We start from the raw sequence: 25296 nt of genomic DNA on the forward strand, positions 1-25296 counted from the left end.
CAGGTTAATTGACTGATAGGTTTGGAGGAGAAGAAATTTTGAGTGGAGCTTTGTCATGGCCCTTTCTACGATTATATCTTTTGGTGCTTCTTTATTTTAGTGCCAATTCTATACTAAATGTTATTATACCTTTGAAAGGAGATGCATTAGGAGCCACCAACACAACAATAGGTTTGATTATGGGGGCATATTTATTTACAACTATGTTTTTTAGACCTTGGGCAGGACATATTATTCAAAAGCATGGTTCAATAAAAGTATTGCGCTTGATCCTTATTATTAATGGTTTTGCTTTAATTTTATATACAGTAACTGGGCTAGGTGGTTATCTAGTTGCTCGTATGTTACAAGGAGTATCAACAGCTTTCTTTTCAATGGCCTTACAGATCGGAATTATTGATGCCCTGCCAGAAAAAGATCGTTCTCAGGGGATATCACTTTATTCTTTATTTTCTTATATACCAGGTATTATTGGTCCAATATTGGCAATAGGTATTTGGCAAGGAGGAATGGAATACTTTGCATTCGTGATGATCGGAATTACCATCTTTACTGGAGTGGTGGGCTATAGTGCCAAAATGGATAAACAGGAAGCACAAACTGTTACAAAGAATTCAGAGCAAGGTATAAATATGTTCCATTCTTTTGGCCAGTTAGTGAAAAATTCATATTTGTTTACATGTAGTGTTCTTATGTTAGTTGGTTCAATTATATTCGGTGCAACGACGATCTTTATTCCCCTATATGCTGACGTGATAAAAAACGGAAATGCTGGAATTTTCCTCATGATCATGGCAGGAACTGTTGTCTTATCTCGGTTTGCTTTAAGAAAGAAAATCCCTTCTGACGGAAAGTGGCATCCAGGTTTTATTATGGGTACGATGCTTCTATTAGCAACGGGAACACAATGTGTGAGTTTTGCTATAAATGGTGGAGCTAGCTTTTTTTATGTTGGTGCCTTTCTAATTGGGATAGCGCAAGCTCTTTTGTATCCGACATTAACAACCTATTTAAGCTTTGTCTTACCACAGGTGAATCGAAATGTGTTACTAGGGTTATTTATAGCTATGGCTGATCTCGGTGTATCTCTAGGAGGAGTAATGATGGGACCTATAGCCGATATGTCATCATACTCAATGATGTATACGCTTTGTGCTGGGTTAGGCGTAATAATGATTGTATTTACTTATTTTCGAAGAAACATATTTAATGGGGATTTACAATGAAGACTAGGAGTACTGACTTTTACATATTTTCACTGATGTTACTGATGTGAAATTCACCAAACAATAGCTTGAAATTTATCGATTGAAGATATGAATAAGTACTACGTGAGAAGAATGATGAAATACTTGCAAGTGATATTAATTAACACAACTAAATCTTATCAACAAAGGAGGAAACACCATTATCAAAAACTCCTTCATGTGTATCACTTAATAAATTTACTTTTATTTCCACAAATAAGCTTCCTTAACTTGTTATAACTTTTCAAATGTAGCTTTAATGATAGGAATAGCTGCTGTATAATGGTTGTGAAAGTAAGTAATTGTTAAAAATGGAGGGGTTTGGTTGGTTAAACAATGGATTCTTGAGGAGAAATTTGAAAGTGAACAATTAAATAGCTTACTAGAATGGCGTTGTGAACCTAAGAATTGGTTTGTTGATACAACGAGTTCTCAATTGGTTTTAGGAACCGATCTGGAAACAGATTACTGGCAAAAAACACATTACGGCTTTGAAGCAGATAATGGTCATTTTCTATATATGAATACTGATAAAAATTTTAGGATGACCACAAAGGTCAAAACTTTTCCAAAGTCAAAATACGACCACGCAGGGTTGATGATTCGCTTTTCAAAGGATGTTTGGGTTAAAACTTCTTTAGAATATATAACAATTACTTTGAGTAAATTGGGTACAGTAGTAACAAATCGAGGATATTCTGACTGGTCGACACAAAATATGGAGTCTAAAGAGATTGACCTATTCTTTAGAGTATCTAGAATTGCTCAAAATTGTTATGTTGATTTTTCCTTGGATGGGGAAGAATGGATGCAAATACGGCTAGCTCACCTGGATATTCCCTGTGACTCAACAATTTCAGCTGGATTATTCGCATGCAGTCCTCAAGGAAAAGATCAAACTGTGCGTTTTGATTTTCTTACGATTGAAGAGCTTTCTTCTGATCCAAGTGAAGCTTATCTTTAACAAGTACATAATTAATGGCGTAATTACTGCGCTAAATTACTGAAGATAGACAAACTCTAAGTTTTTTTTGTTAGGTATAAGTATGACAATGGAAAATTTCAAACAGAAAGAAATAATTAGGTGAGAAAGAACTTTCCTGCTCACTGTTACTACATTATTTTTGTTACAATCACAAAATAACAAACAACATAGTCACCTTTACTATGTCGGTTATATACGCATTAAAGATTTCTTTTTTTTTACCAATCCCAAGTTCTTTTGATTCTTGCAAAAAGTACCTCATGAGAAAAAAAGCGAAGATCGTATACCTAACCAAATGTAAAAAACTATATACTGCTTTTTCATGAACTGACCTTCCATATATTTTTAAACTTATTTAGCAGTAACTGCGATTTATAAAGTAGCAATCACTAACCAATTATCTACTGGAGATTTCTTTTAATAAAAAATAACCCACCACTGAACTTCTTCATGCAATGGGGTGAGTTATTTCAAATTAAGGTTAAGTGAATCTGTAAGAATTGAACCAAGAGGTATGTCCATTTTGCCAAACAATTTTTAATATGAATTGTTTGGTGTATTCGTGTTATCTTCATTTTTTAACTTCATTAAATGAATATCTCTTACAATTTGAATAAGAGAACGGAAAACCATAAGGAAACTACCAGCGATAAAAAAGGAAATAGCGTATACTTCGTTAAATTTTGATAAAAAAAGAATACTACCGGTCAAATATAACAACCCTTGGAGAATATTGTTAAGGTAGTAAACCATTTGATAACGATTTTGGATGACCATATTTTTTTTTCCTAAATGAATTTGAATCGTTTCTTGATCAAGTGTTGTTCGATTTTTTAATCTTTTAAACATTTTATTCACCCATTTGCAACTGTAGTATTTTAATGTTATTTACCTTTCTATGCGATGATTAAAACATAGAATTAACTAGTACGAAGTAACAAGGGTTTCACTTCTCTTATACTGTTCATTAGATATACTATAGAAAATAATTCATCATGTAGATTTTTTAAAAAGTCGAAATTTTCAGCTGTTTTTCTACACAGTTACCTCTTCATTTTAGGTTACTTGATTAAATAATTGACAATTGTAACAGCAAGTAAATGTGTAATTTATCTATTATCTATTACTTTTATAAAGAGAAATTTTCTGCTAAAAAACGATAAAAAAATCAATGTTAAGAATTATTTGTATTCAGTAAATAATTCTTAACATTGATACTGAGTCAACAATAAACTAGTGATATCATAAAGATAAGGAGGTATAACAATGGATACAATCATTTTTGATGTTGATGATACATTATATGATCAAGCACAATCTTTTCATAAAACGGTTAGGAAGCTATTTGAAGAGCCATTTACTGACAAAGAAATTGACTTTTTGTATAAAGCTAGTCGAAAGTATAGCGAGATATTATTTGATAAAAGTGAAAATGGTGAAATATCACAATTTGAATGGCAAACAGGAAGAATTATTGCTGCTTGTAAGGACTTTAATATTCCGATTGATACGGAAAAAGCAGCTATTTTTCATGAAACATATGTTGCCGAACAAAATAACATTACATTGTTTCCGGAAGTGGAAGAACTATTAAATGTTCTGTACAAAGAAGGAAAACAGCTTGGTATTCTCACCAATGGTGAGGAAAAACACCAAAAGATGAAAATAAAGCAGCTATGCCTTAGTCGCTGGTTTTCTGCAGAAAAAACCTTTATTTCTGGAACAATCGGTCATGCAAAACCGAAAAGAGAAGTGTTTGATTATATTGAAGAGAAAATGAACCTTGATTCATCAGAAACGGTTTATATTGGTGACAATTTTGAAAAAGATATTATCGGAGCAAAACAAGCAGGCTGGCAGGCAATCTGGATGAATCATCGAAAAAAAGATTTACCTGAAAATGCGTTCTATAAACCAGATAAAGAAGTACATAGTGCAAAGGAATTGTTGAATTTATTTGTAAAATAAGCCTGAATTACATTTAAGAGCTGTTTTGTTATGGAGTTTACTATTTTATTTATTTGACCGTTTGGTGTTAACCAGCGGTCTTTTTTAGTATATGGTTATAGTAAGGATAACTATAACTATAACTAAATTGAATACCTGATGAAATTAGTTCAAAGTATGTATGAAAAGAAAATTGTTTTTTTGAATAATACATCTCAACTAATAGGTGCGTTCATTTTACAATGGACGCATTTTTTTCACTTAAAAAGGGAATTAATGTTAAAATTATGAAACAAATATTTTTAGATTGTGAAAAGGGGTGACTCTGATATGAAGCAATGGATATTATCTATCGGGGTAATTATTACTATTATTTTTGGTGGAGGGTTCTTAATTCGATTGATGAGAGATGGAGAATTTTATATCGCTGAGTTCATTGGTGGCATGTTCGGTATTGTTATGTTACTAATCTGGTTATTCAAAAAAGGTTCTTTGAAGTCTGATAATATCTAATTAAAGTAATTGGTAGTGAGTTCAATAAATATTTTTAGTATTTCGTGTAAATAGCACGATAATTAATATATTTTTTAGGAGGTTGATTATGACATATAGTAAATGGTCAATAATCGCTATACTTTTTGGATTGCTTTCTTTTGGATTAAATTGGATAGTAGTAGGTTACTATGAACCCATTGTACTTATAGGAGCACTTTTTTTATTGATAGGAGCTTTATTCAGTTTTATAGCAATCTCTAGGAAGGAAAAAGGTCGTATAAAATATATATCGCTTACTTTCTTTTTTATAATCTTATTTTTAGTTACTTGGTATGAGCCATTTCAATTTATTCGTATATTAACTTGGCTAAAAAATATTACTTAACAAACTGCTGCTTAAATTCCAAGAATAGTTAATCCAGGCAGCTTTCTTGGTGAATGAAAGGTTAATTATTGGTAACTATTCAGCAGCATTCATTTAAATGTAAATTTGAATAGTTTTTAAATAATTGGCCCTGTTAAACTTTGTTGTTGATTTCCGTTACAGGCATTCGCTTTCCCGGGAAAAAAGCAGTTCGTTTTTTCCTAGGTCCGGGAGCCTCCTCGTAAGCTGCGGCCTGTGGGGTCTCCCTTTGACACGCTTCTCTAAGTAGGAGTCTCATATATTCACCTCTAATCAACAATGTGCTAAAAAACAACATTAACTTTTAACTAGTACAATAATTAAAAGGATAAAGATACATATTTGAGCAATGCCGACAAATTATAGAATTAAATGAGTTATTTATACAGTAGTAATCCAAGATAAAGGTTAACGTTTGTAGAAAGTATAGGATGCGAGTTTACAATAAAGTTATCATTCAAAGTTAACGAAGTAGTTAAAATATGTAGCTAAAGGAGAAATGCATGAACTTAGTATTGTTATTATTAATTCTAGTTTTAATAATATTTGTAACAGAGAAATTAACATACAAAATACTTGGAGTGCAAAAGAAAAATATTGATGATATACGAGGTGAAAATATAGACCGTTGGGGTAGAGGTATTATACTTGTCATCTTCTTATGTACATTATGGTTTGTGAGTAATAAAGATTCGGATAACATAATGAAGTTGTTTTGGATGGCCTACTTTACATTATTATTTGGTTTTCAGGCTGTTATGGAGTTTATCTTTATAAAAGATTCAAAGCAATATATGGGTACAGCTATTATACTAATATTAGGTCTCATTATTATATATAATTTAGATTATCTTTTTTCTATAATTAATTAAGACCATCGTGGCTTTAGTGAAAAAGGAGGGAAGAAGTATGAGTGGTGATGATTCCTCTAAATTAGCAAGATGGAGAGAGAAATATGGAGCTTTAGTTATTGCATTATGCTGTTTATGTAGTGCAATCACAGGCTGGGGGGATAACTGGATTCTTACAGGTATTTTACTATTGGGTGTTTTGATTTGTGGAACGATAGGAATCTTTGATATAAAGCGAGTACTAGAAAAAAAGAATTAAGAATGTTCTCTCAGTAATAGAAATAAATACTTTATTAATCTATGTAACTGTGTGCTTTGCTTGGGAGAAAGGTAATATAAATATTATTCTAAAATAGCTAATTTGATTGACATAGTATAACAGTCGATTTTAACTTTATAAAAAGATTATAAAACAAACCGTCAAGGATTGGTGATTTAGAAAATGATATATTTTTTAATTAGGGCTTCTTCAGGTATTGTCATTTTGTTATTTTTATTATATGTAGCCCCTAATTTTAATATAGATTGGGTTCAAGAGGGTAATCCAAAACGAATATTTGCTGTGCCGATTGCTTTAGTTGGTGGTTGGCTGAGTTTGTATTTTTATAAGGCAATAAAGAGAAATTAAAAGTTTGTGAAACGATTTACATAACTGAACAATAATCATCTATCTAAAAACATAAATGGGGTTACTATGGTTGTATGGGGGAAAAACGGTGTTTAAGATTTCTAAATTTCAAGTTTATATAAACTATTTTATTATTACCATTGTTGTTATTCCTATTTCTTATAATGCTTGGAATGATAATAAGATGTTTTTATTTTACTTCTTTTTAGTAGCTGGAATTTTATCTTTAATAGTTAATTTCATTGCTTTAATTAATATTAGAAAGCAAGACAACTTCTAATAATGAAAATGAATACTTATATTAAATTGGTCTAGAGCTGAAAATAAGCTAGTGCCAGCAACCCTTTGACCTTAATAACACTAAAGACTTTTTAACAAAGTATTATTGTTTTAATGAAAAAGGATAGCTGAAGAAGAAGACATCGTATAATAGAAGATCCAATTAATCAATTCTTTGCTTAGTAGGTGGGAATTTGGCAGAAAGAAAATATGAATTAATAAAAGCATTTCCAAGAGAGATGAAAAATGATGTTATGACGGTTGTAGATAGGATGTTTAAAGCAAGCGATTTAGATTTTTCTGATTGTTTTAAGGTGGATTTTTGTGAAAATCAGCTTTTGATACCTGAACGAATTTATTATCATGAACCTTCAAAAATACAATTTAATTCCTTAACAAAAAGGCAACAAGTAATCGCAGGTTGTTTATTTACAAGACATCACAACGGTTTTGTTAGAGAATATAATTTAAAAAGGATTATTCCCCAAAGTAATGAGTATCATTTTATTATTCCTTATTTAATTCGTTTAGTTGGAGAATATGTTTTTGAAATACTACAAGAAATTAAAGTGAATTTGAATACCATTAACAAAAGTAAAATAAAAGAATTTATTTCAGATAATCCGCAATTTTATAATACAACTGTAAGCCAAGTAATCAGTTATTGGAATTGCTATTATAGGAGTGAATTTCCCAATATAAAAAGTTATGTTGGCTATGAGATTATTGATTATTTTAATTCTATATAATGCTTAACAGTGCTTTTTAGCAATAGGTAAATGGTTAGGAGTGGTAATCGTGAATGAAAAAGGCTCAGAAGAAAATATTAAATTTAATGCAGTATTTTCTTTAATTATAGGGATTATATCGATTTTTGGACTTATTTTTGTTAAAGAAGGAACGTTTCTTAGCATTGCTGGACTAATATGGGGTTTAATGAGTTTAAAAGAATCCAATGTTAAACAAAGAGGAAGGAAACTAGCTTTAGTGGCCATTGCTTTTAATTTCATAGGCTTTATTGGAGTGATCACTTTAACAGTTTAAGTATTATAAAAGTTCAAAAAATAACTAGGACTCTATAAGAGCTAAATCGGTATTTAATCAAATATGTTTAAAAGTTAATAAACGAAAAATAGCCAAGCCTTTACTATCAGGTTTGGCTATTTTTCTAGCATTAAATAATATTATTATGTTAACTAGAATTTTAGAGTTTTCATTTTATCCTTGGGCAGTAAAGTTAAATGAAAAATGGTAAAATTAGTATAAGTTAGATAAAGCGTTAGGGAGGTTAAGCTAATGTACGTTAAAATAATGCGATTTATTACTTTATATATGGTTGCTGGAATTGGTTTAGGTCTCATCTTAACATATGCTCCCAGTGCAGCTCCAATTGTATATTGGTTATCAATTATATTATTGGGCATTTGTTTTGGATGCCTATTATATTATTACGGTAGTAAACTACGAAAAAATACAAAGAAATCTTAATAAAAATGCTGAACTAATTATAAACGGTAAATTGATGGAAACTAATAATTGGTCGGGGGCTTCCGAATAAAATGGAATTCCATTTTATTATGAGCTTGTTCTATAAATAAGTGGTTGGAAAAAAGGTGAGAGAGAGCTTATCCAAGTTCAATAAGAGATTACAAAATTTTAATTTTAGCAAATGATAGCAAGCTCTTAATAAAACAATAATCAGTGCATTGATAATGAAGCAAGTTTCTGAACGATAGTTTTCCAAAAAGAGGAGAGCACTAATTTGAAAACAGAAAATAAGGTAGCGACCATTGTAGTATGTATTATGCTAATTGTTGCTTTCATAAAATTTATTGAAGAGGAGGATTTGTGGGATTTAAACGAAAAACGATTTAAAGAAAAAATCCTTTCCATAGATGAATCTGTTGAAAAGGTGAATTTAATAGATGTCACCCCGTTTGAGTGGGATGTTGCCTATTCATTTAATCCCTACACAAGTAATGAAGATGTATACGAAATGGTTGGGTACAAGTGGGCTGACATTACAGAAACCATCAATGAGGGTATGAACCAAATTGTTTTTATGAAGGATGAAGAGGTCGTTTGTTATGTATACGGATATCCAGAGAATAATGGGTACGGACTCTATTTTAATACACTGATGGTTACATCTGATTCGCAATTGGTTTTTCAGGTAGACAGGAGTAGTGGATTAAACTATCTATATCGTGAATAGGTTAAGGAACGTTACTGTCTAGGAAGGGAGTATCTTTAAAAAGAAGAGATTATTTGGGATTCTGGTGCTAGTATATTTTTTTGTTTTTTTATAAGTAGATTTATTCAATTATCGTAAGTCTATAGCTTCAACATCTTCATCATCTGAAGATGTTGAAGCTTGTATAACTACACTAAAATGCAAGTGTTCAAGTATTGAAATAGAAATTGCTTACTAAAAGATTTAGTGTATATCAGGGGAGAATTGGAGAAGTTATCTACATTGAACAAAAATAAAAAGTTAAATACCATGTATTTATTCTTCTTAATTAAAGAGAATATAAATGTATGAATGATAAAAGTAAACAATATGAAATATTTTTAGAAAGCCCTATACCAATGAGCATGTCCTTTTACACTGCCATGAAAATATACTACATAACTTCTTAAACATAATAAGACTAAAGTTTGCTTTAATTTTGATTCAAAGTTAGTGGTTGATCGAATAAATGTCTTAATAAATCAGCAACTGCTCCTAACCTTTAAAATAAAGTAAATCTGAGATTCTTAAATTCATTTTTTAAATGATGAATTTGAACTTGATTCAGTTGCTAAAAAAATAACTTTAACTACTGGATAAATACATCTATATTGATTTATTTTATTAATCATACAAAAAGGTTGTAGAAGACTATGACAATTGAGCAATTTATTATGTTTTTTTTATTCATTATACCAATTGCTTCTTTATTGTATATTCCACGGGAGAAGTTAAGGTTAGCAATAGTAAGTTTTTTAGTGTTTCATGCATTTACATGGGCAGGTTGTATTATTTTAGTCCAAACAGGCTCTATTGAATATCCTGTAAGAATTTTCACATATTCAACTAAAGTGGGATTTACTCAAAACTTCCTGTTTATTCCGATGGTTTTCACATGGTTTATTCTTATTTTTCCAATTAACTCATCATTTACCAAAAAAGTACTTCATTATTTTATATTTATTTCTATCATTGTTTGGTTTATTTACTTTATTTCGATATATACAAACTTACAAGAATTCCTCAAAGAAACAGAAAAGTCACAACCTATGCGTTTATATATTAATTTTGCTTTTTATTTTGTCATTTGTCATTTATATGTTGATTGGTTTTCCAAAAAAGCAATTGAAGGAAAGGGAAACTACTATGATTGAAAAAATGATCCTCAATGGAACATTGGTTATATATTTGACTGCAATATTGTTTATCCCTTACAAAAAAGCAGATAAAGCCTCATTCATTTTCTTTATGTCCCAATTTTTCACTTGGATTTTAGGATTGAGTGTTGTTGAATTAGGTTGGTTAGAATATCCTGTTCGTGAATTTGCAGAAGTAAATAAAACTAGTTTATTATTTGAGTATGTAGTCTTTCCAATCACAACTATTTTCTTCATTCTTCATTATCCACGAAAAAAAACACTTAAGATAAGATCGGGATATTATTTTACTATTATTTCGTTTTTTACGATCATAGAGTATTTACTAGAGAAATACACAATGGTTATCGAATATCACTCATGGGACTGGTATTGGACCTGGATTAGTTTGTTTTCTTTATTTTATATTGAGATGGTGATATATAAATGGTTTTTTAAATTGAAACAAGTTTTTTCTATTTAGTATAAGAGGGGCTTCATTGAAGAATCTTACATTAATGTTCATTTTGTGTTGTAATGTTTTTATTATTTCAGAATATAACACAGATAGGTTAATCAAAGAAAAAAATTGCGAAGATAATAGCTCGACTTTTACTAATGAATATGGCGAAATGTTTGGAAAAGAAAATAGTATTGGAATTATTGGTGAGAAAAATTTTACAGCAAATGGTCATAAATGAAGATTTGCGATATTGTGAAGTTCTTCACTTAAACTAACGGGCAGTAGAGTTGAATAAGAACTTTGATGAGTTTTAGTCAGATAATGTAATATAATCTAAAATTATTTGGTGGGTGAAGTAATGGAGATTAGGTTAAAAAAAGCAACAGATAATGATGCACAATCTATTTTTGATATTCAAGTTAAGGCATTTTTGCCATTGTTGGATAAGTATAAAGACTATGATACTAATCCAGCAAATGAAACTATCGACAGGGTATTAACGAGAATAAATAGACCTGATGGTGGTTTCTATAAGATATTGGCTGATAATAAACTTGTAGGTGCTATCTGTGTTTTTTGGATAGAAGATGTACATTTTTGGATTAGTCCAATGTTTATTTTACCTACTTATCAAAGAAAAGGAATAGCTCAGAAGGCTATAATTTTAATTGAAGAAATGTTCCCTCAAGCAACCAGTTGGGAATTAGCTACAATATTAGGGGAAGCAGGAAATTGTTATTTATATGAAAAAATGGGCTATAACCAAACAGGAGATAGCAAGACAATAAATGATAAAACAACCCTTATTTTTTATAAAAAGGTTTGTTAAGCTAACGTGCGAGTGTTCAATAAGAACAGTCGCTTTTTCACTATCGGAGCAGTTTGGTTTAAAGGAACGGATAAGGATAATTGGGATTAGAATTTCCCATTTATCCACCCTTTAAATCCTAAAAAATGTTAATCGATTCCTATGATTTAGGTCTCCAATGGAAAGGAACAGTTGTGTTATGATTATTAGCCCATTTAAGAAAGCCATCTATATTCCTAACTCCAAATTCTAATACGGCTTGATAAATAAAAATGGACGAATACTCTTCGTTTAACAGAAGTAATGCTTCTTTAATATCAAGAATCGATTTTCTTGTATCTTCGGTTAAGTTATTTTTCATAAAAGGTACTAAATCCCTTGAGAGTGCACCTTTCCGTTTATTTGAGAAAAACCACATATCAATATTCCATTCAAGTTCCTCTGCTTGATAAATCAATTTAAAGTAATGACCATTAAAATCTGTCCTTGTGTAATCTCTATATTTAAGTTCAATTACGTTTTTATTTAAAGTCAGTAATGCTAATTCACGCATAATTTCATATGGATTAGGGACCTCACTGAATATTTCTAAATCAATATCGGGTGTAACAATTAAATCATAAGCAACTGCACCTACTATAAAACAGTTACCTACTGATTCCCATTTCTGTACCAATTTTAATTTATTTAAGATATCATCTGCTTGCTGTTTTCGTATAGCTGCCTTTTCAAGACTGTTCATTAGTCCACCTTCTTTTATTTTTGAGTAATATAATAGAATACAAAATTAAACAAATAATTGCAAATAAGAATTATAAACACTTGGCATACTTGGGATTTAACAAATCTAATTAATTGCTATTAATCTCTAAAGAGAGATTTTTTCTTTTTTACTGACAAGGGTTTATTAAAAGAAACGGCAAAAGACAAGTTTGTGGAGGAATCTACTTAAACAAACGGGGGCGTTTAGCCAAGAAGGGATTGACGCTATTTTTATAGAATCTATTGTGCTAACGGATCAGGTTTGTATAACAAGGGGGGATAAAATGAAACCATTTGATGTGGTTAGAATTACAAAAGACAAGCCACATGAAGCCATCACCAAAGGGCAAATTGGGACAATTTTAGAAGTTTATGATGAGAAAAAATTTGAAGTAGAAATATGTGATAGTAATGGAACAACGTTATTCTTAGGTGCGTTATCACGAGAATTTCTTGAAGTTGTTGTTTAACTAAGGTTTCATTGTAGGTTGGTTTAATGAAGGAAAACTTGAATGAATCGGTCTTGTTAAACTAACAGGGGTGTTTCTAGCAGAAACGCTTATTGCACTATTGTGGGCATTTCTTTAATCAGGAATGCCTTTTCTATGTAAGTGAAAAGGAAATTAATGTTAAACTAATGTGAGCAGCTAAGGAAAACGGAAAATATTCAAAAGAAGGAGACATTATCCTTAAGATGTTTAGGATAGTTGGAGAAGGGGCTGGAGAATAGATGAAAAAAGGACAAATTCGAGCAATTGCTATTTGTGTATTTAGGAAAAACGATTCAATACTTGTCTGTGAAGGATTTGATGAGGTAAAGCAAGATTATTATTATCGTCCAATTGGAGGAGGAATTGAATACGGGGAGACAAGTTCTAATGCTTTAAAGAGAGAAGTCCTTGAAGAGATTGGGGCCAATATAACAAACGTAATCTTCTTAGGAACTCTTGAAAATATATTTACTTATAATGGGGACCTTGGGCACGAAATAGTATTTGTATATAATGCTGAATTTGTTGAAAAGTCCTTTTATGAAAAACCTTCTTTTGTAGGGTATGAAGATAATGGGGTACAATTCAAATTGTATTGGAAGCCAATTAGCCAATTTACAAATGAGAAATTAAGGTTAGTTCCAGAGGGACTATCAACTTTGCTTTAGAAAGTAAAATTGGTTGAAAACTTCTTATTGCACTAACGGGTAGCATTCCTTAAAGAAAGAAAGGATTGCCCTTTGTCTTATTGAAGTATAGGTGCAGTTTAGTGTAATAAGGCATTTGGGTTTTATGGTAAAATTAAACACGAACATTTAGGGGGGGATCTATCAAGTGATCAAAGGGATATATGAAGCTCATTTACCTGTTAGTAATCTAAAACGATCCATTGAGTTTTATAAAAAATTAGATTTAGAAATAGCCTATCAACAAGAAAAATTAGTGTTTTTCTGGATTGAAAAAGGAAGAAGCTGGTTAGGGTTGTGGGAAACAGATAAGGTTAAGACATCTTACCATCCATCGTTAAGGCATATAGCTTTCCAAATTGATAAAGATAATATGCAAAATATTAAAGAATGGTTAGAAGAAAGGGACATAGAGATCTCTACTAATTTTGGCTTTCCATCTGAAAAACAACCACTAGTATTACCTAATAATCCACAAGCTCACGCAGCAATTTATTTTAAAGATCCAGATGGCAATAGTATTGAACTAATTGCCCCGTTAAGATTGGATTTCGAAGAAGAATTTAAAATGATGACATTAGAAGAATGGAATCAAACAAAATAAATTATTAACTTTTGTGAAGAAATGTACTTAAACAAACGGGTGCATTTCTTCAAGAAGAAGAAGTGCTTTTTTGTGAAAATTATTAAGTTTGCGGAGCAGAATAATGTAAGAAGAAATAATGAATTTCTGCTTTAGTCTTTGAATTTAAGGGGGAGACAAATGATTATATCAGATGAAATTTACGGTATATTTGAAGTAGATAGTGTATTAGAAGAATTAATTTTAAGTGACCCAATTCAAAGGTTAAAGGGAATTCATCAAGGCGGAGCAAGTTACTTAGTTAATGAAAAGTGGAATGTAACTCGTTTTGACCACTCGATAGGTGTCATGTTGTTAATAAGAAAACTTGGTGGAACAGTCGAAGAGCAATTGCAGGGTTATTGCATGATGTCTCCCACACAGCATTTTCTCATGTAATTGATTTCGTATTTGAAAATAAGGAAGAAGACTATCATGAAAAAATATATAGTTCAGTAATTGACAACTCTGTAATCCCAACAATTTTAGCCAAGTATGATTACAATTATGAAGATGTTTTGTTTGATGATACTAATTGGACATTGTTGGAACAGCCAGCACCCGAATTATGTGCAGATAGAGTAGATTATACTCTTCGTGATATGTATGTGTACGAAAATATCTCATTAGACGAAGTAAATCGTTTTTTGCAGAACTTAACCGTTGTCGAAGGGAAAATGTATCTTCAAAACATTGAAATGGCTGAATGGTTTGTCGAAACGTATTACAAAGAAGTAATTGACTTCTTTCTGGATCCGTTAAATATCTATGGCTATGATATGCTAGCTAAGACTTTGAAACTATCTTTAGAAAAGAATATATTAAACCCTAATGATTTCCATGGTAAAGATGACGAAATAATAAATAAAATAAAATCATCAGAAGATAAGGAATTACTTAGTTTTTTAAGTAAACTCAATCCAAATGTGAAAGTACAAGAGGATAGAGAAAATTATCATTTACATCTGATAAAAAAACTTCGGATGATTGACCCTTCTATTTTAAAGGATGGAGAATTAAAGCGAGTGTCAGAACTATCAGAAAGAGTAAAGATTATGAACAATACAGCATATAAGAAAGCAAAAAAAGGAATGTATGTAAGAATACTCTCAAACTAAGTTAGTATAGATGTTAGTCACCATCGTGTGCGTTGATCCAAGAAGGATTGACGCTATTTGTATAGAATTTATTGTACTAACTGTGCAGTTTAGTGAAACAAGAAAATAATGATAGGAGAATTTATATGTGGAATAAAATCAAATTTGTTTTGTTCTTAATTGGAGCTATTTCAATTATTGTGGGTATGCCTTATTTATTAGGAAAGTCAACAAATGAAATATTAAGATATCCTTTATATATTGGTTTAATTATGTTTACAGCATTCTTCCCTGCAAGACAAATTACAAGAATGATAACAAAGTCGAATTAGTAATGTTCCGATATGATTCTTAACTGAAGTAATTGGAAGCAATTCTGGAACAGTGGTAATGATTTTTTCTTATTCAAGTAACGGTCAGAATAGTTCAATAAACGATATTATAATTTACGAATGGATATTCAATTGGGGGGATATTTTTGAGTAACTTTGAAAAGGAATATCTTACAATTGCGATTGGGCAATTTAAACACTTTAAAGATCGTGCAGAAAAAGGAATACAACAATTATCAGAAGAAGAATTACACTGGGAGCCAAGTGAAGAATCCAATAGCATTGCAATTATAATCAAACATTTAAGTGGGAATATGCACTCTCGGTGGGTAAATTTTCTGATTACAGATGGGGAGAAATCTTATAGAAATAGAGACTTGGAATTTGTTAATGCTAATGAATCCAAGGAACATCTAATGCAAATTTGGGAAGCAGGGTGGCTATTACTTTTTAATACAATTGAAAACCTTAGAGCAGAGGATTTAGTTAAAACAGTTACTATTAGACAACAACCTTTAAGTGTACTTCAAGCGATTCAAACCGAAGTGGCTCATATTAGCAATCACTTAGGACAAATTCTTTATATTGGAAAACAAATAAAAGACAAAGATTGGACTATTTAAGCATTCCTAAGAATGAATCTAAAGAATCTTATCAGAAGTTATCAGATAAAAAGGTATAAAAAAGATTTTTTCGCCTTTTTTAGTTGTACAATTTTACAATTAAAGTACGGGGGGTTAATCCAAGAAGATTAATGTTTTTATTGAATTTATTGAACTATTGGGGCGAGATTGTTGAATAAAGATAAAGAACACAGGAGTGGATAATATGAGTTTGTATTCTCAAAACTATTCAATGGTGCTAAAAAAGAATTTTATGTTAGTTATAATAGCATCAGTTTTATTATTTTTCACCTTCTTTATATGGGCGGGAGTTCCTGTTTTTATAATTGGGAATTTTATCTCAGAATTAACTTCCAATTTGCCAATAATTTATCTTTGTATTTCAATTTCAGGAGGATTTCTGTTTTCTTTATTTTTTGTGCCAATCAATCTAAAAGTTGCCAAAAATATTGCTAATATAAAGAATCGTAGTGTAATAATTTCCTTTATGCGTATAGAAGTAATATGGATATTATTTTGTTCTTTAATTTTTGCACTAATTTTTAGTATCCTTATTCAACTATAGAGGAGCTTTAACTCAATAAGGAAAAAAATAAAGAGCCGAAAATATGCAAGTTTTTATGTATTACTTAATTTTCAGGTTTTTATCATAAAACATACTGCCATAATCAGCATTATGTGATACCAAATAAAAATAAAAGGAGTTTAACATATTAAATATATAAAATATGTTAAACACCTTTCGGTGTTTGGGATAAACATCAATGACCTAAAGATAAATTTGAGTTGGTTTCAATTCTTAGATATTGTGTTAAACACCGAAGTGACAATGCATCTATTAGCAAAATAATTGTCGAAAGTTGCTTATTCTCAACTAATACAACCTACGATAGTCTTAGAGTATCACTTTATGCCAATTGATATAGGGGGAATAAATGAAAAGTTCTGATTCTCAGTTAAAAAGTCGTGGGAAAATTACAAGCGAAGATTATTTACAACAATATAGTAATCATACACAAATTGAACTATTGGAAATGCTTAAATCCAAAGAAGCATATAAAAGAACTATTGCTGTAAAAATATTATCAGAGAAGTATGATTTGAACGATGACTTGATTCGTTTGTTTCTTCATACTCTTAAACAAGAGAAAAAACTTTATACAAAGATTGAATTATGTGACGCACTTTCAAAAGGTGATGTTCAGTCTGCAAAGATTATGGTCGAATATTTAGGACAGATAGGTAATAATCAACATACAGTATTACCTACAAATGGTTTCAATAAGAAAAGCTATCCTTTACCGAGGGATATTATCGCTCGAACTTTAGCTCATATGAAAGATGATATTCTACCAGTTTTAATGGATGTACTAAAGACAAATAACATCCCTACAATTAGAGAAGTTATTGATGCAATAGGATTCATTTGTTTTTACAACAAAATACATTCTAATACTCAAATTATTGATGCACTTTTTCTATGTTTAAGAAACAATTACAACGATAATATTATCCGATGGAAATTGGTCAGAGCATTTGAAAGTTTTAACGACATCAATATCACTAAAACTCTTATGGAAATCGAACAAAACGATAGTCAATTGTTTATAAGGAATGAAGCCAAGAGGTCACTGAAAATTATTAATAACCGTATTAAAAGTAAAAATGACTTATCAAGAGAATAAGTGTTTTTAATCGTAAATATCAACATTATATTTTAACAAAGCCTTTGGAATAATAAAACTATAATCTAGAATCTGACTAAATCTTATTAAATTAACTGGTAGCTTATTTTTAATAAGAAAAAGGAAAAACAACAGATTCACTTGCTGCGCAGTACAAATAAATAGTGTAGGAGAAATCTTCAGCAATAAGAGCGTAAGTGTTGAAGATCTAATTTCACATTATTAATTATTTATCCAGTTGGATATAATTGTAACTGTAAAAAGGACAAAAAAAATTTGTGCAATTTTTTATTGTACATAAACGGAAGAGAGGGAGGGCATCTCCCTAGTATTCTTAAAGATTAAACTTCGTGTAAAATATCTATTAAACAACTAAAAAAAAGTAGTTAAAACATCTCGAATCCTTGATATTACTGGGGTTGAGATGTTTTTTTATTGGAGAAAGAACGAAAGAGAAGTGTTATTAACACTTCTGGGGAGTGAAATACAAGATTCTTTCCTTTTTACGCCAAAGATCAAAACGCATAGGGAATTATTTGTTACGTAGTAGACTGATTTTATGCAATAACGATTTAGTTAAATGTGAAAAATACTCTTGGAATCTATTAATAAAAAGAATAGGTTGAAGATTTTGAAATATAATCCAATTTTAAATTGTCTATTTTGAAATTGGAGCATACATAATATTTACGATCATTACACATAATCAAATTTTCACATAAAGTACGCATCCATACATATAGCTATTGTATGAATTGATTATTAAACTATATTATGGAAAAATATAGTTTTTTTGGTTTAATTATGGTAATATGAAAAAGTTAAAAAAGTTGAATAGGAGAGTTGCATGTGTTTAAAAATTTAAATTATGTTTCATTTTTTCTATGTTTCTTGCTTTTTTCATCTGCTGTACTACCTAATGCAGCATCTGCTGCAACTGAAGCTAATTCTGATGAAACAGAAATCAAAATTGGCTTTGGAGAGGAATTCACTTCAGATGAAGTGCTATATAAAGAAGAGTTGCCTGCCGAATTACAAGAACTGGAAGATGAAATTGGTGACTATCTTGAAGAATTTGAATATACCGAAGAAGATTATGAGAATATGAGTATCGCAGAAATTGACCAAGTATACAATGAGATATTCAATAGCCAAGAATTTTTGGATCTGGAAAAGAATTATGAAAAAGAGTTTGCACAATATGAAGTAGAACTTAATCAAGGTAAAATCCAACCTTTTATCGCACCAATCCTTGTCCCTATTGCTGCAGCTGCAGCTAGAGTGGCTTTACAGACCATTGTGAAACAAGGTACAAAAATAGCATCTAAGTATCTTAAAAATAAATTAAAATCCGTAGGGAAAAATTATACATTGGTTTGGAACGCTAAGAATAGTAAAGATAAAATCACATCTTTGCTCAAAATTCAGCATAAGCGAACGAAACAAATAGTCTTTAGAATTGACAACGGTACTATTCCATTGAAACCAGGTTCATCAGACTGGTATTGGCATTACCACATTGGAGACACTCCTACTAAAATGAAGCATCATTATTCATTACGTTCCCTTGTCCCATCAAAGCATAAGCCTGGTCCTGGCACCACATTATATTAAAATGAAAAGAAGAGTGTCTATCACTCTTCTTTTTTATCTTCATCTGGAAATAGTATAACTGGAGAGTAAGGTGCTTTTTTATCTTGTTTTAAATTTATGAAGTAATTATGGTTATTACGTTCCCCGAATTGTTCCGTGTAAGGCATTTCTAATGAATTAAACATATCTTCATTTTCTACTACCCCTACATATAACTGGTATCCCTCTTCATCAGAAGGAAAGAAATCACCCATGGATGTATTGTTAACCAAAGCCTTATCTATTAAAGCTCTAAGCTCAATCAATGCTTCTCTATTTCCTACGATAAAAGATTCATGATGATGAGAATGCTGGGCATATACATGCAAATACTTATAATCTTTCCAAGACATACTATAATCTCCTTTAATGTTTTGCTAAATTATACCATAAAATCATTCTACTTTGAGTAGAAAATAGAACTAGAGTTATTTACAAAACGATATATAAATAATTATCAAGGTAGTTATGCAGATTTAGAAAAGCTATTTATCATATTAATTGGGTAATACGCTAGGTAGAATCCACTGATTTGAACAAATTGACTTTTGGGCCTAGAGCAAATCGCTCTGGGCTTTTTGGGTAGATAAAATAGGTAATTAAATCAAAATAAATTGTTTCTTAGGAATTATTTATTAATGGAGTTTTGCTTGTTTATTAGTACGATATACCATTGTACTTATCTAATTCTCCCTTATATTTTTTCCTTAGGACAATTTAATGTAATAAATATCAATCTGCTTACAATTAAAATTACTTAGAAAGGAGGGATGTGGACATGATTTTTATCAAGATGAAACTCAATGATGCTTTTCTTATTTCTCATAGAAGTAATCAAATAATCAACCAACTATGTCCAACTCTTTCTTATAGATGTAATCATAAGCAGATTTTAAGTACAATTAAACGGTGCAATCATATGATTGCAACAGCGAATTAACACTGCTAAATGAGTTATTTTGATTTTGGTGATAATATTGAAGGATAAACCAAGATCTAAAGAAGTAATGGATAATTCTTATTTGGATATGTGTAAAAGAAAAATGAATGAGTTCATTAATGATGAGCGAACCGAAGAAGATTATATAAGAGTTCATGAAGATTCTTTAGGGCGTAATACTCTTGCTTGGCCAGAATTATTAGATGTTAGAAAAGATATGGATATCTATAGGGAATTTTTATTGAAATTATCAATGGAAAATAGAAGATTAGTATTATTAAATGAAGAGGTAATTAGCTTTTCGCAACGGGAACTCTATTATAATTATGGAATAAGTTTTAATCCATTGCGACGTTATTTTGGTAGTAAAAAATCTGTGTCTAAACCTGTAATTAGCCCACCTAATATAAGGAAAATTATAACCAGTGGAGCATTGGATAGACAATTTATAGCATTTGCTGCACTTTTAGCAAGAGTTCCCATTGATTGGTTGGAAAGAGAAAAACCTAGTAAAAAGTGGAGTGTGGAGTATTTCGATTTTTTACCTAGTCCAAGAATGAACGAAAAAGAATTCTTAAGTTTAATTAATTCCGTTAAAGGTAACCTTCATGATGTAAGAGGAATTATTATTGAAAATAAAGAAATCGGTGATATATATATTCGTTTAGAACTGATAGATGGTGGATTTATCATAGAGATATTAAATAAGAATAGTCCATTTCAATATGTCTCGTATGCATTAAATTTACTTAAAGATTTTAATATCCATTTTGGTAGTATGCAAACAGTCATTTCTTCACAAGTAAATTTTATATGTTTTTCTAAATCGTTAAAGAATATTGATTTTCCTGAATTTACCCCTGTGCAATTATAAGAGTGCATTGTAATTTAAGTGGAAGAATAACAACCTCCTATAAAAGGAGGTTGTGTCTTTGTCGATTAATCGAGATACTAAAGTAGATGAAGAAAAGAAAAAGAGTGTACTAAAATTAATAGAAAAATGGATGTTGGAGCTGGAGCAAAATAAATCTGGGAAAGAAGAGTTAGAAATAAATAAAAAGGAAAATATTAGAGATGAGTAAAAAGCTATCTATAGGAGATTTTCCAATAATTTTAACCGCAAAAGATATAAGCGATATTTTACATGTTTCAAAACCAACAGCATATGAAATTATGAATAGGTCCGACTTTCCTTTAATGAGGATTGGCAGGTGTAAAAGGGTATTAAGAGATGAGTTTTTTAATTGGGTAAAAAGTAAAGGTGTATTAAGATGAAAGATAAAAGTCCACCTCATTTTCAAAAGGTGGACTTTCTTGGAATTTTCTAGATTTAACCTGTCATTGGCCATGTGGGAGATTAATTAACACTATTGATTCCAAGCAATTATTGACAGGTTAGGGGTCGGGGGGATTCCCTCTCGGATCATCAAAATGAGAAGCTTCAGTTCCTTATATAGGGATTGGAGCTTTTATAATTTTCCCTTGTGCTAAAATTTTTTGCGTACAATTACTAAGAATATTTTCTTAGATACATATTATAAGTCTTTTTTACATTTCACTGTATCTTTCTTACTCTGACGATAAGTGTTATTAACACGTCTTGGGGGAGAAACACCATGATTCTATTTTTTTTTCGGCAACAAAACGAGAATTTAGCATAACCCAATTAATGCCTAGTAGACATATACTACACAGTAGGTAGAATTTACAAAAATGTGGCAAAATGGACAATAATTTAATATCTTCTGATAAGATTATAATTAGAAGATAAGTGATATTGTGAAGGTTTTTACTTAAACTAACGGCGCAGGATAGTTTAATAAGGGTTCTGAATATTGTGATTTAACATTAGGGGAACTTAGATGAGAAAAAAATTAAAAAAGACCCAAAAAGGGTCAATTTGATACTGATACATTTGATTTAATAAAAAAATTAATCTTTAAGCTGTCGAAGAACATCATTTACATCAACATGTGATCTTTTCTCAATGATTTTACCATCTTCAATTCGTAACTTCATCATAAGAGAGAATCTAACGGTTTTTCCAGTAGCAGGAACACCCAACAACGGGATACCTGTATGAGTTCCTTCAAAGATGAGATATGCTGCTACTTGATCACCTTCAACTATTATGGATTGAATAGGCATTTTAAAGCCAGGGAATGCATCAAAGTTTTTTTTCTCTGATTCTACAAGTCCTTCTAAACCAGGAAAAGGTGTATCCAGTTGTGGATAGAATACAAAGTTCTCATGGCAATAATCTTTAAGTGCCTCATAATTTTCTTGTTCGATGGTTTCATAAAAGCGACGGACCAATTCCTTGTTTGCCTCAACCGACACAACTATCACTCCTTCATAATCTTCCAATATTATTTAAAATGTGTATGATTCACCGTCATTTGGTACTAATACATTAGAGGCGATTTCTTTTTCTTTAGTAAAGCTCTTCAGTTCCTCTTTAGATAGTCCCCAGTGGTTAACAGCTTCCATGTGAACACAAATGATTTTTGCTTCTGGAGCAGCTTTCTTCACTTCATAGACATCATGTTTCCCCATGACTAGAGAACCACCCTGGAAGAATTGATTATCACCAGCATTTACAACAATTACTTCTGGTTTGTTCGTCTCAATTACTTTTTGGACTTCTTCATACCATACAGTATCTCCTGCAACATATAATGTTTTCTCCGTTTGGTGTTTAAATATAACGCCACATACAAGACCAGCAAGTTTTAAGATTTCTCCTTTTCCATGCTCGCCTTTTGTTTTCACTAATTGGATACCTTCAAACTTTGTATCGTCTTGTAAAACCTCTACATTTTGGAAACCAGCGTTTCGAATCTCTGTCGCATCTTCTTCATTTTGGGCAAATATTTTGGTCTGTTTTGGTAAAGCTTCTTTAGCAGCATCATCCCAATGATCATAGTGCAAATGAGTAACAATAACTGCATCTATATCTTTTATAAAATTGTCAATGGATGTTGGTAAGCTTACTAAAGGATTGTTTTGATCTTGCCTTGGCGAATTTGGGAAAGGTGGGTAGGTACCTTTTTCCGCTAACATTGGATCGATTAAAAACTTTTTCCCTGCGTATTCCACAACGATTGTTGCATTACGAATTTGATGTATATTCATGTTTATTATCTCCTTTTATAAAATAATTTCCTTCGAACAATTTATAATCTATACTATGGTTAATGACCGATACATGGATTAAATAAAGTGTTTTGGTTGTTTGACTTTATTTATGAAAGGAATTAGATAGATGTTAGATAACACGGATCTGCTTATCCTAGATGAACTATCCAAGAACAGTCGTATAACAATGAAAGAGTTAGGTGAGAAAGTCCACTTGACTGGACCAGCTACTTCAGCTAGAGTGGCAAAGTTAGAGGATAGCGGAATCATTGAAGGATATACCATTAAAATTAATCAAGTAAAGTTGGGCTATTCAATTCACGCAATGATAAGTATTATTACAAATAGCTCGTATCACGAACCTTATCTGACATTCTTAAATGCACAAATAGAATATGTAATAAATAACTATAAAATTAGTGGGGATAGTTGCTACCTTTTAGAATGTAAATTCCCCTCCACTAAAGAATTAGATGAGTTCTTAGTAAGTTTGAATAAGCATGTGAACTATAAATTATCAATAATTATAAATAAATAGTACTTTTTAAAGAGATAATTTGTGAAGAAATATACTTAAAGTAACGGGTTGCATTCCTTCAAAAAGGGGTGCTTTTTTCTATGTCAATAAAAAGGAAATTAATGTTAAACTAAAGGTGCAGGATAGTTTAATAAAAATTAACAACAATAATTAGAATTTATAGTAATAATGTATAAGATTCCACTATGGGGGGATTGACGTTTGTATTTCCAGAGCTATTTATCTGTGTTAAAAAGTAATTATATGTTACTAGTAATTGCGTCATTATTATCATTTCTAACTTTCTTTATTTGGGCGGGTTTACCTGTCTTTATAATAGGAACTGCTGTAGCAGAATTAACTACTAATTTGGGAGTTATTCATTTTTTCATTTGTGTTTCAGGAGGATTTCTATTCTCAGTAATGTTTATACCAATCAATCTTCAAGTAGCTAAAAAAATTGCTGAGCTTAAGAATCGAAGTGTGGTGAGTTTTTTTTTACGTATTGAAACGATATGGATATTAATTGTCTCTGTAAATTTTGAGACCTTTTTTGTTATTCTAATTGTTCTTCAACTATAGGTGCAGTAGAGTTTAATAAGGTTTAAATTATAGGGGGGATTGAAATGCACAACGATAAGGAAACTCCTAAAATAAGAAGAGAGAAAATGAGGCAAGAAGAATTAAAAAATCCTTCTAGCAGTATACACGGAAGTAATCTCGCTGATTTATTCGGTGGATTAGGATGGAGAGGTGCAGGAATACTTATTCTCTTAATAGTTGTTGGTGGTATTTATCTTTTATTGAAGTTTAATCCACCATTGGAGATTGGCACTATTGCTTCAAGCGAGGATAATAAATCAGTTGTAATTGGTATTGGTAATAATGGCTTTCGTGAAGTACAAATACTAGATGTTTCGGTAAATAATAATGAAAAGCCTTTAGAGACAAGGTTACAAGTTAGTAATGCGTTACAAGGTTTTATCATAACGGATGATTATAAAAGTGAAAAAGGGAAAAAATTTGGCTTTACCGATATAGATGAGATAGCCATTAAAACAGGAACTTCACCTTCTTCCAATTATGAAGAATTAGATAATGGAACTGCATCAAAAGACGATGAAATTTATGGGGTTAGTGTAATTCATAATGAAGAAATAAATAATGTTCATATAGAATATAGTCATTTTGGAATGACGTTTAATGATACTGTGTATTTCAACAATTATTGATATATAAGTGGTTTTAAAGATTTCAGTATTTTCACTAACGGTGAGCGATTGCTCAATAAAGAGT

The 25296-nt window shown here is 30.7% G+C and carries 36 protein-coding genes and 2 pseudogenes; 33 read left to right on the forward strand and 5 right to left on the reverse strand.

Features of this window, described 5'->3' with window-relative positions:
• The first annotated feature begins 38 nt into the window (after positions 1-38).
• Both cntE and JOC75_RS02560 read left to right on the forward strand, forming a co-directional pair.
• Positions 39-1226 carry a staphylopine family metallophore export MFS transporter CntE gene (gene cntE, locus JOC75_RS02555; RefSeq protein WP_204952550.1) on the forward strand — a complete coding sequence of 396 codons (1188 nt, stop codon included), beginning with the start codon at positions 39-41 and terminating at the stop codon, positions 1224-1226.
• 346 nt (positions 1227-1572) lie between these two features.
• Positions 1573-2211: a DUF1349 domain-containing protein gene (locus tag JOC75_RS02560; RefSeq protein ID WP_204952551.1), complete on the forward strand. Its 639-nt coding sequence runs from the start codon at positions 1573-1575 to the stop codon at positions 2209-2211.
• 558 nt (positions 2212-2769) lie between these two features.
• Here the strand turns inward: JOC75_RS02560 and JOC75_RS02565 are convergent.
• The gene (locus JOC75_RS02565) at positions 2770-3081 is read right to left on the reverse strand and encodes a YrhK family protein (RefSeq protein WP_204952552.1); all 312 of its coding nucleotides are present in this window, start codon (positions 3079-3081) and stop codon (positions 2770-2772) included.
• Positions 3082-3498: 417 nt separating this feature from the next.
• Between JOC75_RS02565 and JOC75_RS02570 the strand changes: the two genes are divergently transcribed.
• The 15 genes from JOC75_RS02570 (at position 3499) to JOC75_RS02640 (ending at position 11496) form a co-directional block, all read left to right on the forward strand.
• A complete protein-coding gene (locus JOC75_RS02570) occupies positions 3499-4200 on the forward strand; it encodes an HAD family hydrolase (protein ID WP_204952553.1) in 702 nt (233 codons plus the stop codon).
• A gap of 309 nt (positions 4201-4509) precedes the next feature.
• On the forward strand, positions 4510-4692 hold the full coding sequence (locus tag JOC75_RS02575) for a hypothetical protein (RefSeq protein ID WP_204952554.1): 183 nt from the start codon (positions 4510-4512) through the stop codon (positions 4690-4692).
• Between the two features lie 88 nt (positions 4693-4780).
• Positions 4781-5059, forward strand: a complete 279-nt coding sequence (locus JOC75_RS02580; protein WP_239589250.1) for a hypothetical protein — start codon at positions 4781-4783, stop codon at positions 5057-5059.
• A gap of 521 nt (positions 5060-5580) precedes the next feature.
• Positions 5581-5949 (forward strand): DUF4181 domain-containing protein, encoded by a 369-nt coding sequence (locus tag JOC75_RS02585; protein WP_204952555.1) that lies wholly within the window; start codon positions 5581-5583, stop codon positions 5947-5949.
• Positions 5950-5986: 37 nt separating this feature from the next.
• The gene (locus JOC75_RS02590) at positions 5987-6187 is read left to right on the forward strand and encodes a hypothetical protein (RefSeq protein ID WP_204952556.1); all 201 of its coding nucleotides are present in this window, start codon (positions 5987-5989) and stop codon (positions 6185-6187) included.
• A 183-nt stretch (positions 6188-6370) separates the two neighbouring features.
• Entirely contained in the window at positions 6371-6556 is a 186-nt protein-coding gene (locus JOC75_RS02595) for a hypothetical protein (protein ID WP_204952557.1), read from the forward strand.
• A gap of 88 nt (positions 6557-6644) precedes the next feature.
• Positions 6645-6836: a hypothetical protein gene (locus JOC75_RS02600; RefSeq protein ID WP_204952558.1), complete on the forward strand. Its 192-nt coding sequence runs from the start codon at positions 6645-6647 to the stop codon at positions 6834-6836.
• 193 nt (positions 6837-7029) lie between these two features.
• Entirely contained in the window at positions 7030-7584 is a 555-nt protein-coding gene (locus JOC75_RS02605) for a hypothetical protein (protein ID WP_204952559.1), read from the forward strand.
• 49 nt (positions 7585-7633) lie between these two features.
• Positions 7634-7879 (forward strand): DUF4190 domain-containing protein, encoded by a 246-nt coding sequence (locus JOC75_RS02610; RefSeq protein WP_204952560.1) that lies wholly within the window; start codon positions 7634-7636, stop codon positions 7877-7879.
• Positions 7880-8131: 252 nt separating this feature from the next.
• Complete coding sequence (locus tag JOC75_RS02615; RefSeq protein WP_204952561.1) at positions 8132-8323, forward strand: hypothetical protein; 192 nt, start codon at positions 8132-8134, stop codon at positions 8321-8323.
• Between the two features lie 274 nt (positions 8324-8597).
• Positions 8598-9050, forward strand: a complete 453-nt coding sequence (locus tag JOC75_RS02620; protein ID WP_204952562.1) for a hypothetical protein — start codon at positions 8598-8600, stop codon at positions 9048-9050.
• Between the two features lie 671 nt (positions 9051-9721).
• On the forward strand, positions 9722-10222 hold the full coding sequence (locus tag JOC75_RS02625) for a CBO0543 family protein (protein ID WP_204952563.1): 501 nt from the start codon (positions 9722-9724) through the stop codon (positions 10220-10222).
• Complete coding sequence (locus JOC75_RS02630) at positions 10215-10688, forward strand: CBO0543 family protein (protein ID WP_204952564.1); 474 nt, start codon at positions 10215-10217, stop codon at positions 10686-10688. The genes JOC75_RS02625 and JOC75_RS02630 overlap by 8 nt, the downstream gene beginning before the upstream one ends.
• A gap of 16 nt (positions 10689-10704) precedes the next feature.
• Positions 10705-10905 (forward strand): hypothetical protein, encoded by a 201-nt coding sequence (locus JOC75_RS02635; RefSeq protein ID WP_204952565.1) that lies wholly within the window; start codon positions 10705-10707, stop codon positions 10903-10905.
• Positions 10906-11025: 120 nt separating this feature from the next.
• On the forward strand, positions 11026-11496 hold the full coding sequence (locus JOC75_RS02640; RefSeq protein WP_204952566.1) for a GNAT family N-acetyltransferase: 471 nt from the start codon (positions 11026-11028) through the stop codon (positions 11494-11496).
• Between the two features lie 139 nt (positions 11497-11635).
• Here the strand turns inward: JOC75_RS02640 and JOC75_RS02645 are convergent, their stop codons facing one another.
• Positions 11636-12217, reverse strand: a complete 582-nt coding sequence (locus JOC75_RS02645; protein WP_204952567.1) for a hypothetical protein — start codon at positions 12215-12217, stop codon at positions 11636-11638.
• Between the two features lie 304 nt (positions 12218-12521).
• Here JOC75_RS02645 and JOC75_RS02650 point away from each other — a divergent pair, with 304 nt between their 5' ends.
• The 10 genes and pseudogenes from JOC75_RS02650 (at position 12522) to JOC75_RS02695 (ending at position 19387) form a co-directional block, all read left to right on the forward strand.
• Positions 12522-12707 carry a DUF4926 domain-containing protein gene (locus tag JOC75_RS02650; protein WP_204952568.1) on the forward strand — a complete coding sequence of 62 codons (186 nt, stop codon included), beginning with the start codon at positions 12522-12524 and terminating at the stop codon, positions 12705-12707.
• 260 nt (positions 12708-12967) lie between these two features.
• Complete coding sequence (locus tag JOC75_RS02655; RefSeq protein WP_204952569.1) at positions 12968-13396, forward strand: NUDIX hydrolase; 429 nt, start codon at positions 12968-12970, stop codon at positions 13394-13396.
• A gap of 166 nt (positions 13397-13562) precedes the next feature.
• Positions 13563-14018: a VOC family protein gene (locus JOC75_RS02660; RefSeq protein WP_204952570.1), complete on the forward strand. Its 456-nt coding sequence runs from the start codon at positions 13563-13565 to the stop codon at positions 14016-14018.
• A 159-nt stretch (positions 14019-14177) separates the two neighbouring features.
• Positions 14178-15154, forward strand: a pseudogene (locus JOC75_RS02665) (HD domain-containing protein).
• Between the two features lie 125 nt (positions 15155-15279).
• Entirely contained in the window at positions 15280-15465 is a 186-nt protein-coding gene (locus JOC75_RS02670) for a hypothetical protein (RefSeq protein ID WP_204952571.1), read from the forward strand.
• Between the two features lie 146 nt (positions 15466-15611).
• Positions 15612-16088, forward strand: a complete 477-nt coding sequence (locus JOC75_RS02675; RefSeq protein WP_239589251.1) for a DUF1572 family protein — start codon at positions 15612-15614, stop codon at positions 16086-16088.
• 205 nt (positions 16089-16293) lie between these two features.
• Entirely contained in the window at positions 16294-16653 is a 360-nt protein-coding gene (locus JOC75_RS02680) for a hypothetical protein (RefSeq protein ID WP_204952572.1), read from the forward strand.
• A gap of 210 nt (positions 16654-16863) precedes the next feature.
• A pseudogene (locus JOC75_RS02685) lies at positions 16864-17009 on the forward strand (IS1595 family transposase); the annotation flags it as partial.
• 14 nt (positions 17010-17023) lie between these two features.
• A complete protein-coding gene (locus JOC75_RS02690; protein ID WP_204952573.1) occupies positions 17024-17773 on the forward strand; it encodes a hypothetical protein in 750 nt (249 codons plus the stop codon).
• 849 nt (positions 17774-18622) lie between these two features.
• Positions 18623-19387 (forward strand): hypothetical protein, encoded by a 765-nt coding sequence (locus JOC75_RS02695; protein WP_204952574.1) that lies wholly within the window; start codon positions 18623-18625, stop codon positions 19385-19387.
• 20 nt (positions 19388-19407) lie between these two features.
• Here JOC75_RS02695 and JOC75_RS02700 read toward each other — a convergent pair whose 3' ends face one another.
• Positions 19408-19758 carry a hypothetical protein gene (locus JOC75_RS02700; RefSeq protein ID WP_204952575.1) on the reverse strand — a complete coding sequence of 117 codons (351 nt, stop codon included), beginning with the start codon at positions 19756-19758 and terminating at the stop codon, positions 19408-19410.
• 624 nt (positions 19759-20382) lie between these two features.
• On the opposite strand from JOC75_RS02700, the gene JOC75_RS02705 reads away from it, so the two are divergent.
• The 3 genes from JOC75_RS02705 to JOC75_RS02715 are packed head-to-tail and all read left to right on the forward strand — an operon-like array spanning position 20383 to position 21620.
• Positions 20383-21219: a hypothetical protein gene (locus JOC75_RS02705; RefSeq protein WP_204952576.1), complete on the forward strand. Its 837-nt coding sequence runs from the start codon at positions 20383-20385 to the stop codon at positions 21217-21219.
• A 58-nt stretch (positions 21220-21277) separates the two neighbouring features.
• Positions 21278-21427, forward strand: coding sequence for a hypothetical protein (locus JOC75_RS02710; RefSeq protein ID WP_204952577.1), 150 nt, complete (start codon positions 21278-21280; stop codon positions 21425-21427).
• Positions 21420-21620, forward strand: coding sequence for a helix-turn-helix domain-containing protein (locus tag JOC75_RS02715; RefSeq protein ID WP_204952578.1), 201 nt, complete (start codon positions 21420-21422; stop codon positions 21618-21620). The genes JOC75_RS02710 and JOC75_RS02715 overlap by 8 nt, the downstream gene beginning before the upstream one ends.
• 657 nt (positions 21621-22277) lie before the next feature.
• Here JOC75_RS02715 and JOC75_RS02720 read toward each other — a convergent pair.
• Together JOC75_RS02720 and JOC75_RS02725 are read right to left on the reverse strand one after the other, a co-directional pair.
• Positions 22278-22685: an ester cyclase gene (locus JOC75_RS02720; RefSeq protein WP_047974201.1), complete on the reverse strand. Its 408-nt coding sequence runs from the start codon at positions 22683-22685 to the stop codon at positions 22278-22280.
• 33 nt (positions 22686-22718) lie between these two features.
• The gene (locus tag JOC75_RS02725; protein WP_204952579.1) at positions 22719-23480 is read right to left on the reverse strand and encodes an MBL fold metallo-hydrolase; all 762 of its coding nucleotides are present in this window, start codon (positions 23478-23480) and stop codon (positions 22719-22721) included.
• A 130-nt stretch (positions 23481-23610) separates the two neighbouring features.
• Here JOC75_RS02725 and JOC75_RS02730 point away from each other — a divergent pair, with 130 nt between their 5' ends.
• The 3 genes from JOC75_RS02730 (at position 23611) to JOC75_RS24330 (ending at position 25232) form a co-directional block, all read left to right on the forward strand.
• Entirely contained in the window at positions 23611-24021 is a 411-nt protein-coding gene (locus JOC75_RS02730) for an Lrp/AsnC family transcriptional regulator (RefSeq protein WP_204952580.1), read from the forward strand.
• A 201-nt stretch (positions 24022-24222) separates the two neighbouring features.
• Positions 24223-24582 carry a hypothetical protein gene (locus tag JOC75_RS02735; RefSeq protein ID WP_204952581.1) on the forward strand — a complete coding sequence of 120 codons (360 nt, stop codon included), beginning with the start codon at positions 24223-24225 and terminating at the stop codon, positions 24580-24582.
• Positions 24583-24626: 44 nt separating this feature from the next.
• Positions 24627-25232 (forward strand): DUF6366 family protein, encoded by a 606-nt coding sequence (locus tag JOC75_RS24330; protein WP_338036542.1) that lies wholly within the window; start codon positions 24627-24629, stop codon positions 25230-25232.
• Positions 25233-25296: the final 64 nt, after the last annotated feature.

Source organism: Metabacillus crassostreae (genome assembly GCF_016908395.1).
In the GTDB taxonomy this organism is placed as follows: domain Bacteria; phylum Bacillota; class Bacilli; order Bacillales; family Bacillaceae; genus Metabacillus; species Metabacillus crassostreae.